At 67.7% G+C, this 11,322-nt stretch carries 8 protein-coding genes; 5 read left to right on the top strand and 3 right to left on the bottom strand.

What is annotated here, in order from left to right:
- Window positions 1-387: 387 nt before the first annotated feature.
- The gene (locus KDJ86_RS14500) at window positions 388-1,788 is read right to left on the bottom strand and encodes a mechanosensitive ion channel family protein (RefSeq protein WP_291747202.1); all 1,401 of its coding nucleotides are present in this window, start codon (window positions 1,786-1,788) and stop codon (window positions 388-390) included.
- A gap of 271 nt (window positions 1,789-2,059) precedes the next feature.
- Here KDJ86_RS14500 and KDJ86_RS14495 point away from each other — a divergent pair, with 271 nt between their 5' ends.
- Window positions 2,060-2,824 (top strand): glycosyltransferase family protein, encoded by a 765-nt coding sequence (locus tag KDJ86_RS14495; protein WP_291747200.1) that lies wholly within the window; start codon window positions 2,060-2,062, stop codon window positions 2,822-2,824.
- Window positions 2,825-2,854: 30 nt separating this feature from the next.
- Here KDJ86_RS14495 and KDJ86_RS14490 read toward each other — a convergent pair whose 3' ends face one another.
- Entirely contained in the window at window positions 2,855-3,796 is a 942-nt protein-coding gene (locus KDJ86_RS14490; RefSeq protein ID WP_291747197.1) for a hypothetical protein, read from the bottom strand.
- Window positions 3,797-4,140: 344 nt separating this feature from the next.
- Between KDJ86_RS14490 and KDJ86_RS14485 the strand changes: the two genes are divergently transcribed.
- The gene (locus KDJ86_RS14485; RefSeq protein WP_291747195.1) at window positions 4,141-5,094 is read left to right on the top strand and encodes a glycosyltransferase family A protein; all 954 of its coding nucleotides are present in this window, start codon (window positions 4,141-4,143) and stop codon (window positions 5,092-5,094) included.
- Between the two features lie 65 nt (window positions 5,095-5,159).
- Here KDJ86_RS14485 and KDJ86_RS14480 read toward each other — a convergent pair whose 3' ends face one another.
- A complete protein-coding gene (locus KDJ86_RS14480) occupies window positions 5,160-5,846 on the bottom strand; it encodes a Crp/Fnr family transcriptional regulator (protein WP_291747192.1) in 687 nt (228 codons plus the stop codon).
- A gap of 443 nt (window positions 5,847-6,289) precedes the next feature.
- Here KDJ86_RS14480 and KDJ86_RS14475 point away from each other — a divergent pair, with 443 nt between their 5' ends.
- The 3 genes from KDJ86_RS14475 (at window position 6,290) to KDJ86_RS14465 (ending at window position 10,968) form a co-directional block, all read left to right on the top strand.
- A complete protein-coding gene (locus tag KDJ86_RS14475) occupies window positions 6,290-7,606 on the top strand; it encodes a DUF1254 domain-containing protein (RefSeq protein ID WP_291747189.1) in 1,317 nt (438 codons plus the stop codon).
- 502 nt (window positions 7,607-8,108) lie between these two features.
- Window positions 8,109-8,618: a hypothetical protein gene (locus tag KDJ86_RS14470; protein ID WP_291747185.1), complete on the top strand. Its 510-nt coding sequence runs from the start codon at window positions 8,109-8,111 to the stop codon at window positions 8,616-8,618.
- Entirely contained in the window at window positions 8,602-10,968 is a 2,367-nt protein-coding gene (locus KDJ86_RS14465; RefSeq protein ID WP_291747183.1) for a glycosyltransferase, read from the top strand. The genes KDJ86_RS14470 and KDJ86_RS14465 overlap by 17 nt, the downstream gene beginning before the upstream one ends.
- The last annotated feature ends 354 nt before the right edge of the window (window positions 10,969-11,322 follow it).

The following is an 11,322-nucleotide window of genomic DNA, read 5'->3' as shown; positions in this document are numbered from 1 at the left end:
GCCGGAACAACGCATCCCTGCGCATAGCCGCCCGATGCTGTCAATGCCACCGCGGGATGGGGAGCGCCGTAGGGCGGAATAGCGGAGCGTATTCCGCCTTGGGGCCTTCGGGGAGGGAGGCGGCGCGTTCGCTGGTCATGGCGTGGATGGCCGGGTCAGGCCCGGCCATGACGTCGAGGGGGGCGCCGGTGGTGCTCGGTCAGGTGGCTGGGTGGTGCGTCCTTCGAGGCCGCCTTTGGCGGCACCTCAGGATGGCGAAGGGGGGGCTGTCAGGACGGCAATGCGGGAGGGCCGTCGGGCGGAGCAGCGGAGTCCGTGCGCCGGCTCGGGCGCCTGCGGCGCGCACCGGCGGACCCGTGATGCCAGAACGACCGAAAGAGGGCCGCCTCAGCTTCCCTTGAGCAGGTTTTCGCGTTCGTCGGCGGTTCGGGCGGCGCCGGCTTCGCGCAGGATGTCCTCGTCCTCGCTGGCGAGGCCGCCTTCGGCATGGGTCGCGTCGGATTCGGCCGAGGGGGGCGGCTTCCTGCGCTTCGGCGCGACGGGTGGCTTGCCGCCCGGCTCAGCGCGGTAGAGCGGCAGCCCCTGCGGGAAGATCACCTCGCGCGCCTCGTCCGGCATCGAGATGCCGCCATTGATCAGGGCCTGCTTGGTCTGGCGCATCAGCGCCGAACGCAGCTTGAGCGGCGAATGGATGTCGCTGTCGAACCAGAAATAGGCCTTGAGGTTGACGGTCGCGGCGGCGAGCTCGTCGACGATGACGAAGGGCGCGGGGTCGGTGCGGACGGCCGGGTGGGCGGTCAGCACCCTCTCGACGATCTCCTGCGCCTGGCTGGTGCGGTCGTCGTAGCCGATGCCGACCGAGAATTCGCCGCGCCGGCTCGGATTGCTCGAGAAATTGGTGATGACGCTTTTGAACACCGTGGCATTGGGGATCTGGACGTGGTTGCCCTCCTGGGTGAGCAGGACGGTGCTTCGCGTATTGAGGTTGACGACGATGCCCTCGCTGCCGCCGATCCGGACCACGTCGCCGGCGCGGAAGGGATTGCGGACGCTGAGGAGCAGGCTGGCGAGGAAATTCTCGGCGATGTCGCGGAAGGCGAAGCCGATGATGATGCCGGCGAGGCCGGTGCCGCCGAGGACGGTCAGCGCGAGGTTGGTGAGGCCGGAAATCTGGAGGACGAGATAGAGACCGAGGATGAAGACGGGGACCGCGAAGGCGCGCGAAACGACGGTCAGCATCAGCGGCGACGCGATCCGGTTGCGCAGGACCCAGCCCATGAAACGCGCCGCCAGCCGGGCGATCTGCCAGGTGACCAGGAGGATCACCGCGCCGATCACGACGATGGGGATGGCACGCTGTGCGGCCGTGCTGAGCCGCTGGACCTCCTGGAGCGCCGGCGACAGGTCCCAGTCGATCTCCGGCTTGACCTCGATGCGGTTGACCACCGCGACGACGTCCTCGGTGCGGGCGGCGAGCGCGCCGGCCCATTGCGACTGTTCCAGGGTTTCGCTGAAGCCGTCGAGGAAGACGATCCCCTCCTTGACCTCGACACGGGGATCGGTGAACCAGCCGCTTGCTACAAGGATACGCTGGAGGCGCGCCTGGATCTCGTTGTCCTGCGCCACCGGCTCGACCGGCACGTTGTCCTGCATCGCCCGTTCGCTGCGCGGCGGCGACTCCTGTTCCTGGGCCGCGGCGCCGCCGGCGACCATGCAGGCAAGGGCGGCAAGGGCGAGCGCGGGGACGGTCCAGTGCCACGATTTGACGATCGGCGTTCGGGTCGGCATCAGGCGAAATCTCCACCCCGCAGGTCGGGCTGTGAACGAGTGATTCCCGCTCCTGCCGCGCATGCTAACCAAAAGCGCAGGGGAGTTCAGCCGGTGCGCTCGCGGGGGGCGGACCGGGAATCCCGGTTCGGACCGACGGGACGGTGGATTTTTCCGCCGGGGTGTCTGGTCGCGGGCGAAGCCATGAACTAGCCTCGCTGCGACCTGTTTCGAGACCCGACGGGCGGCATGGCGCCGCCGGTCACCCTGCCGGAAGCTGCTGACAATCGACATGTTGACGACCGAATTCTTCAGCCGGGGATGGCGCCTGCCGTGGCGGCGGAAGCCCCGGACCGTGGCTGTCTTTTCCTTCCGATACGACGCGCATCTCGTCCCCGACCTGATCGAGAATCTCAGGCCGATGGTCGACGGGTACATATCCTACGACGATCGCGCGGCGACCGACCTGTTCAGCTCCGAACCCGAGCGCCGCGCCCTGCTGATCCGGGCGGCGCGGGATACGGGCGCGCGCTGGGTGCTCTACATGGACCCCGACCAGCGGCTCGAACAGGCGGCCGCGCAAGAGATGCCGAAGCTCACCAAGGCCGAGGGGCCGGTCGCCTGGGGCTTCCGGCTGCGCGAACTCTATGCGCCCGACGTCTACCGGAACGACGGCGCCTGGGGCCGGAAGATCCGCTATCGCCTCTTCCCCCTCCTCGATGGACAGGAATTCGGGACGCAGGCCCTGCACGAGCAGCACTATCCCAAGGGCTATGAGCGGCGGAAGACGGACCTCAACCTCTACCACCTCAAGATGATCACGCGGGAACGGCGGGAAGGCCGCCGCGATCTCTACAAGGTGCTCGATCCGGAAGGCCAGTACCAGGCGATGGGCTACGACTATCTCGCCGACGAGGAAGGCGCGGAGTTCAAGAAGATTGCCAAGCGCCGCGCCTTCCTGCCGCCGCACAAGGAGGATGGCGGTCTGTGGATGCCGGAGGTCGAGCTCGGCGAGGCGGCCCGGCAACCGGCGCAGGGCCAGGACAAGCCCGGCTGACGCGGCCGGCGACGCGGTGCCGGCAGTCGCTCACGGGCGGCATTTCCAGCGCCGCCAGTCCCGCCACTGCCCGGGAAACCGCGCAACATAGGGCGCGACCTGTTCGGCAAAATACCCGGCCGCGATGTCGACCCACTCGCCTCGCGGGGTGGAGCGATCGGGAAGCAGCGGCGGCAGCAGGATGACCTCGATGGGCTTTCCGGGCCTCTCGCGGACCGTGACCACCGGGATCAGCGCGGCACCGGCGAGATGGGCAAGGGCCGGGGCACCGTTGGAGATGCCGACCGTTCCCGGGCCGAATGGTATCTCCAGCACGCGGGCGCCTTCCCAGTCCCCTGCGGTGATCGAGACGATGCCGTTGTCGGCGAGCAGTCGCCTCGCCCTGAGGGTCGCGGCGGCGGGATTCCTGCGGTCGATCAGGATACGCCCGGCGAGGTGGCGCTCCTCCACCCGCCAGCGCAGCGGGTTGAGCGCCGCGATACCGAAGCGGGTCTTCGAGAAGCCATGCTCCGGCCGGCTCATGTGCCAGGTATGGTACCCGGCCGACATGAGGGCCGCCTTGGCGGCGAGTGGCGCATAGGCAAAGTGAGCGACCCAGAGCACCGCGCCGCGTCGCGCCGCGAGGGCGGATTCGAGGTCCTCGAGCCCGGACAGGCGCGGGTGGAGCGCGGCGCCCGACTTCCCCGCCAGGATCTGCATGAAATGCTCCAGCCGGGCGGCGCGGGCCTCGAGCGCCACCGAAGCGGCATCGACGGGTGTGGCGGCCGGTGCGGCGAAATAGGCGGCGACCGCTTCCGCCGCCGTCCGGACCGAGGCACCGGAGCCGACAAGGCGGCAGAAGGCGAGCCATCGCTCCTCCGGCAGGGTGAGAGCGGCGAGCTTCAGGATCGGAAGCTGGATGAGCAGGAGGAGATCGCCACCAGAGATCGTCCTGCGATCGGTGGACCTCAGGCCGCGATCAGCGTGTTCCATCGCCGCTCCGCCGAACGTTCGAGGCGGAACGCGGAACCGCATCTGGTGTCATTGAGGAGCCGGGCCGGAATCCGGGCCGCCCGAAGCAGATGCAACCACGCCGTCGTACCATTTCCGCACCAGCAACGACCCGTCCGCACCTCCTCGTCCGAGGCTCATGGTGCCCGTTCGGTTAACAAAATACTTTGACTCTGCTTTTCGGCATTATCAAGGGATTGCCGTCCATATGCGTCGTCGCGTATTCAAGCAAGGTTGGGACTGGCGGAATGCTCGATCCGTTGACGACAGGCTGAGGCTCCAGCTCCCCGCGACGCGTGGCGACGAGGCCCTGGGGCGCATCGGCGATGAATGAAAGCGTTCCTCCCGCTCCCGATCTGGCGGTAATCGTGCTGGTGGTCGGCGCCTCGGCGCTGGCCGTCGATGCCGTCCGGTCGCTGCTCGCCCAGGACCCGCCGGTCGAGGTGCTCGTGGTCAATTCCGGTGGCGGCGACATGGCGGGATGCCTCGCGTCGCACGGCCTCGACGTTCCGGTCATCGAGCGCCAGGAGCGCTTGTTTGTCGGCGCCGCACGCAATATCGGAATCCGGGCAACCCGGGCGCCCTATGTGGCCTTCCTGGCCAGCGACTGCCTGGCGACCAAGGACTGGGCGGCCAACCGGCTGCTGATGCATAATGGGGGGTTCGCGGCGGTCGGCAGCTCGCTCGCCAACAGCCATCGGCGAAACCCCTTCGCCTGGGCATCGCACCTGACGGTCTTTCCATGGCGCCAGCCGAAACTGAAGCGGCGCGGCCTGCCGTATGGCGCATCCTACGATCGCGGGCTGTTCGCGGAATTCGGCTATTTCCGCGAGGATCTCAGGATCGGCGAGGACAGCGAGTTCAACGGACGGCTGCCGGATGACAAGAAGCCGGTGTGGCAGCCCAAGGTGGTGACGATCCATCGCAATCCGACGAATCCCGTCGCGCTGCTCCGCGACAGCTACGCGCGCGGCCGCAGGGCGGCGGAGGGGCGTGGCGAATTCACCGCCTCGGGACTGCCGTTCGGATTCCACGGTTGGCAACGCAGGACGGCGATCGCGTTCCGGATGTCCCGCCATGTGGCGCGAAGGGACCGGCGATATGTCCGCCTCGCCTTGCCGGTCATTCCATTCGCGACGGCCGCCTATTGCATCGGCGCGGAGCGAGGCAAGCGGTCGGCTCGCAAAAGGGGACCGGTGCCCGAGGCATATACCCAGCACGCGGCCCATCGGCCAAAACCGGCGTCCGATCCGCAACGGCAGCCCGGAGCGGCCGAATAAGGGCTGTCCGCGTGGCCCGGCATCCAGGCAAGCGCGGGAAGACCGGCTCGTCACTCGCGAGACGGTCAGCGGTCGTCCTTCAGCGCAAACGACAACAACGAGTCGCCGTCGAGCACCTCAATCGAGCGATAGGAGTGCCTTATCCAGCCTTTTGAAGCGAAGTGAGCAATCGCCGCGTTGACCTGCTTGCGTGACGCGTTTGCCATCGCGCCGAGCTCCGCCTGACTGATGGGCACCGTCGCCGGATCGAGCCAGCCGGTGCGCTGCAGCACGGATGCGATCCGCTGATCGGCGCGCGGGAGCAGCAGGTCGTCGATGATCCTCGCCAAAACGTCGAAATGGGAGACGGTGATGGCGGCGAAGCACCGGATCGCGTCGGCGTTCCTTTCGGTGATCCTGTTCATCGCGTCGAGGGGCAGATGCATGAGGGTGCAGCGACCAATGGCCCGCAGTTCCGCCCGCCGCGGCTCTCCGGTCAGATAGGGGCCTTCGCCCGCCCAGGCGCCCTGAATACCGAACTGGATGAATCTTGGCGCGGAATGAGGGGGAGCCGTGCTCACCTTCAATGTTCCGGATACAAGACCGTAGATCCCGCCCGGCGGTCCGCCGATCCTGTAGATCGCTTCATCCGGCTCGAAGGTCTCGAAAGTGGCGCGGGCGACGACTTCGTCCTGAAACCATGCCGGCTGCCGTGAAAGCCACCCCTTGGTCAACAGGATGGTCCACGCCGGGTGCTGGCTCGGTGGGTTCATTCTCTGCGTTCCGCCCGACGGCGCCGGCATTCGGCCGACCCTTCGTCCGGACCGTTGCCGAACGAAGCCAACACAGGAATCCCGCCGCCAAGATCCCCGTGCTTCTCCCGTAAACATTGTGCCGTTCAGGATAGTCTCCGGCTGCGCGAAGCGCTAGTCAAGGCGCCCGTCGATGGCGCGCCAAGCCGACAAAGGAACCGGGACGAGACCAGCCAGCGATGCGGGAGAAGCCCTTTGAATCGGCCAGGCGATGCATATCCGCCTGCCTGACCGGGAGAAGGCCCCATAGCGGTCCGCGGCGATCCGCTCACCGCCGGACCTGACGACAGGAACATCCAGCCCCTATCGGAGAAAATAAGTCGATGAAAGCCCTGTTTTTAGCGGCCGCATGCGCGGGCGCCGCAGCCCTCGCGTCGGGCGCTGCCGCCCAGCAACCGGTTTCCATGGAAGAGGCCCGGGAGATCGCGCGGGATGCCTATATCTATGCCTATCCGCTGGTGCTGATGGAGGTGAGTGGACACATTTCCACGAACGTCCCCGAACCGACGGGCAGCACGTCCGCGCCGGTAAACCAGTTCGGGCACGCGCTGGCATTTCCCGATCCATCCTTCACCGTCGTCGTTCGCCCGAATGCGGACACGCTTTACTCGTCGCTGATATTCGACGTGTCGAAGGAGCCGCTGGTCGTCACCGTCCCGGATTCGGGCGGGCGCTACTATCTGCTGCCGATGCTCGACAACTGGACGGACGTCTTCGCCTCTCCGGGCTCCCGCACCACCGGCAACGGCGCACAGGTGCTGGCGATCGTCGGGCCGGGATGGGAGGGCGACCTGCCGGCCGGCATCGCGCGCTACGACAGCCCGACGGCCGGTGGCTGGATCGGCGGTCGCGTGCAAACGAACGGTACGGCGGATTATGACGCCGTTCACGCATTCCAGAATGGCCTCACCGCCGTGCCGCTCAGCGCCTATGGCAAGCCCTATGAGCCCCCGAAGGGAGAAGTCGATCCGAACCGCGACGTGTCCGCGCCGCCGGATCAGGTCGACGAAATGGACGCGGCGACCTTCTTCGCGACATTCGCCGACTTGATGAAATCCAATCCGCCCCACGCCAACGATTATCCGATCATCGACCGGATGAAGCGGATCGGCATCGTGCCCGGCGAGGGCTTTTCGGTGGCGGACCAGCCCCAGGCGATCCAGGATGCGCTGAATGCGGCGCCGGAGGAGGCACTGCCGCTGATCAAGGCGGCCTGGGCGAAGGCCGGCGTCCTCGAGAACGGCTGGCGGACAAACCTCGCCGCGATCGGCACCTACGGCGCCGACTACCTTCATCGCGCGGGAGTCGCCTATGGCGGGCTCGGCGCCAATGTGCCCGACGATGCCGTCTATCCGACAGCCTTCGCCGATTCCGAGGGCCGTCCGTTCGACAGCGGCCGCCGCTATGTCATGCATTTCGACAAGGACCAGATTCCGCCGGTCCGGGCGTTCTGGTCGCTGACCATGTACAATGATCGCCAGCTCTTCGCCGATAACCCGATCGACCGCTATGCGATCGGCGACAGGGATGACCTGGCATTCAACCCGGACGGGTCGCTCGACCTGTACATCCAGCGCGCGTCGCCGGGGGCGGACAAGGACTCCAACTGGCTGCCCGCACCGCAAAGCGGCTCCTTCACAATGAACCTGCGCCTGTATTGGCCGAGCTTCGAGGTGATCGACGGACGCTGGTCGCCGCCACCGGTGACGCTCGTCGAGTGACCTGGAAGATGATCGCGGGCGGTGCGGCCGGGAAGACCGTCACCGCCGGATCGACCTATCCGATCTTCGGCGCGCGCCCCGAGCATTGCGCATGACGCGGCGGCGAAGATCGCCCTTCACTGACCGCCGATCGCGCCGGCGGGCCGTCAGGTGGATGCCACTCCTGCCGGGTGGTTCGAAACCGATCTGACGCGGTGGTTGCCCGACAAGCCGGTGTGCCACCGGTTCCGCCTGCCCGTTCGCGTCGGGCGTCCGCCAATGGGCCAGCGACCGGGATGCGTCAGCGATCGAGACGGGCCGTGAACGGTTGTTGCCGTCGGGGGAGCTTGATAGCTTCGCGCGATTCGGATGTGGGGGATCCCGGTTGCCCACGGCCGGGCATTTCCAGACTTTGTTCGATCTCCGACAGGAACCTGCAGCGTATGAAACACCGCCGCGTCCCACGCGTTGCTGACGCCGTTTTCCGGGCCGAGAGGCGCGGGATGCCGGCCGGGCCGCGGCCATGACCGACCCGGCCCCGGCTCAGGAAGCCGACGAGCCGAAGCCAGGCGGCGCCAGAAAGGGTGGCAGCGGGGCGCCTGCCCGGCGAAAGCGCCGCGGTTTCCTGGAAGCGCTGGCCTTCAGCACCGTCGTGCAGCCGCTCTCCAAACGAATGCGGCGGGCGGTGGCGCGCCCGATCATGAAACGGCTCGCGAAGTCCCGTCTCCGGCTGAAGGAGATGCGGGCCGAACTGGTTGCGTCCCGCGAGCAGATCGCAGAAATCCGCAGGACACTCGACGCGCTCCAGCTACAGTCCGTGCGACGGGAGAAGGATGCGGCGGCGGCGGCGGCCGAGACCCGCAAGCAGATGACCCAGATTCGCGCCGCGCTCGACTCTCTGCGGGTGCAATCGGCGGAGGCGGGAAAGGAAGCGAAGGCGATGGCGGAGATCGTCGAGCGATCACTGCTGACGGCGAGGCTGCGGGCCGCACCGAAGCCGGCCGATAGTCCGCGCGATGCAGCCGGCGGTTGACGGGAGAGCAGCGCTGCTTTCTCCGTCCTCCGTTTCCGTCCTGGTCGACCTGCGCTGCCTGCAGGATCCGATCCGCGCCAAACGTGGGATCGGACGGCATGCGCTGGCTCTGCTGGAGCATGCTCCACCGGAACTGGAGCTGATCGGCATCTGCGATCCCGACATGCGGGAGGTGATCCCCGCGGCCCGCGAATGCGTCTCGCGGATTGTCACCAACGGATATGACGGCGAACGCCGATCGAAGGGCTTCGTCCAGTTGTCGCCGATGACCTGTGATCCGCTGTTCGTGGCGCGGCTGATGCGGATGCCGGGCGTGTTCAGGGCCTCGGTGGTCTATGATTTCATCCCCTGGAAACATCCGGACCTGTATCTCCAGCGCCCGGTGGTGCGGTCGAATCATGCACTCAACCTGAGCTGGTTGGCCGACTTCGATCTCTTTGGCGCGATCTCGGAAAGCACCGGCAGGGATCTCACCGAAATCGTCGGCGTTCCAGCGGCGGCGATCCGTGTCACCGGCGCCGCGCTCCGGCCGGATTTCCCGCCATCGGGCGGTGTCCAGTCACCTCGCCACCTGCTCCTGGTCGTTGGCAACGACCCGAGGAAGAACACGGACTTCGGGATACGGGCGCACGCAATGTCGATGCGCCTGCAGCGGGCCCGAATCCCGATCGCGGTGGTCGGCCGTTTTCCGGATCGTGTGGCCGATCGACTGCGTGCCCTCGCAAGCGAAGCCGGCGGTGACCCGCAGCTTGTCGAGATGATGGGCGAGATTTCGGAAGAACGGCTGCTCGAGACCTATGCGCGCGCCCATGCCCTGGTCGTGCCGTCGCTCGACGAGGGGTTCTCGTTGCCGGTGGTCGAGGCGATGGCCGCCGGGGTCCCGTCCATTGCCTCCGACATCCCGGCCCATCGCGAGCTGCTGGCGGCGCCGGCCGACCGTTTCGCGGTCGACGACGCGACGGCGCTTGCGGCGATGCTCGAGCGCGCCGTCTTCGACGAGCGGTGGCGGGAGGCGGCGGTCGCGCGGCAAGCCTCGGTCTGGCCAAGGTTTCGCGCGGCCGAGGTCGCGGAGCGGTTCTGGACGCCGCTGCTTGAACGTCTCGACCGGCAGGCCGCGCCCGCCGTCCTCAGGCGACGCCGGCCGCGGGTGGCGATGTTCACGCCGGTTCCGCCGGACGAGTCGGGGATCGCGGACTACAATGCGGCGGCGATCGGCGAACTGGGCAAGCTGGTCGAGCTGGACGTGTTTACCGAAACCAGCGCGCCGGCCCCGCTGGATGGCGCCGCGCGCGTCGGACCGCTGGATGCGTTCGGACATGTCTCCTCCGACTACGACCGGGTGGTCAGCGTGGCCGGCAATTCGTCGCGCTACCACCGTGCCATCTTCAGGCTCTTCCGCCGCTACGGAGGAGCGTGCATCGCCCACGATTCGCGCATGCTCAACTTCTATCGCGGGGGCCTGGGCCTCGAGAAGACGCTGGCGCTCGCGTCACGGGAGCTCGGCCGGACGGTGGGCGCGGACGAGCTCGGGCGCTGGCTGCTCGACGAAGCCAGCCTGGGGACGCTGTTCCTCAGCGAAATTGCCGAAAGCGCGTCGCCGATGCTGGTCCATTCCGGATCGTCGGCCCGACTGATCGCGGCAACCTACGGGGTGGAGCCGGTCGTGCTGCCTTTCGCCGCCCACCGTCATCTTTCGCCGGCGGAACTGACCCCGGCGGCACGCCGTGCGGCCAGGGAGCGGATCGGCGTCGCAGAGGATGTCGTGCTGGTGGCGAGCCTCGGATCCGTGCATCCGACGAAAGCGCCGCAGGACTGCGTCCGGGCTCTCGGTTTGCTGCGGGACAGGGGCATCCCGGCTTGCCTGCATTTCGTCGGCAATATCGGCGGAATGGGGGATGGCAGCGGGCCGTTGCGCGAGCGTGTCGAAGCGATGGGGCTCGCCGATCACATACGCTTCTTCGACGACCACCTGCCGTGGCCGCTTTATCGGGACTACATGGTGGGCGCGGACCTTGCGGTGCAACTCCGCAGCCATGGCTTCGGCAGCCTTTCGGCCGCCCTTGTCGACTGCGCGATCGCCGGCCTGCCGACCGTTGCCAACGAGGACCTGGCGGCGGCGGCGGACGTTCCGTCCGAGTATGTGTGGACGGTGCCGGACCGGTTCGACGCCACCCAGGTGGCGGATGTGCTGGTCGACCTCCTGGCCAATGGGCCGGGTCGTGCGCGGCGCGAGGCGATCCGCCTCCGCTTCCGCGAGGAGCGCAGCCCGAGGCATTATGCCGAGAGCCTGTGCCGCGCGCTGGCGCTCGATGTCGGCGGCGATCCGCTCCGGGCCGACGCCGGGGCCTGACGGGCATCGCGGCCCGTAGGCTACACCGGCAATCGGGTTCGCTACGTGGCGCTTCGCGTGTCCTGGCGCGCAGATTGAGCTTGATCAATCCGCTTCGCGCGCGCGGCCTCTATAGGTGATGACCGGGGGCGTGTGGTAAGCGCTGGCGGAACGTCGGGGAAGGGGCCTGACAGGCGGCAGGCATTTCCGAATCATCCGAACCCATTGGGAGGCGATCATGAGAACAAGTTGCATCGGCCTGCTGGCTTCCAGCCTGCTGGCGCTGGCCGTCGCGGGACAGCCGGCGGCGGCGCAGGAAGTCACCGGCGATCTCGGTTCACCGAGCGCGACCACGACCATCGACGGCCGGCAGCT

The sequence above is a fragment of the Bauldia sp. genome, assembly GCF_020442045.1.
GTDB lineage: Bacteria > Pseudomonadota > Alphaproteobacteria > Rhizobiales > Kaistiaceae > Bauldia.
This window is presented reverse-complemented; position numbering and strand designations above follow the sequence as displayed.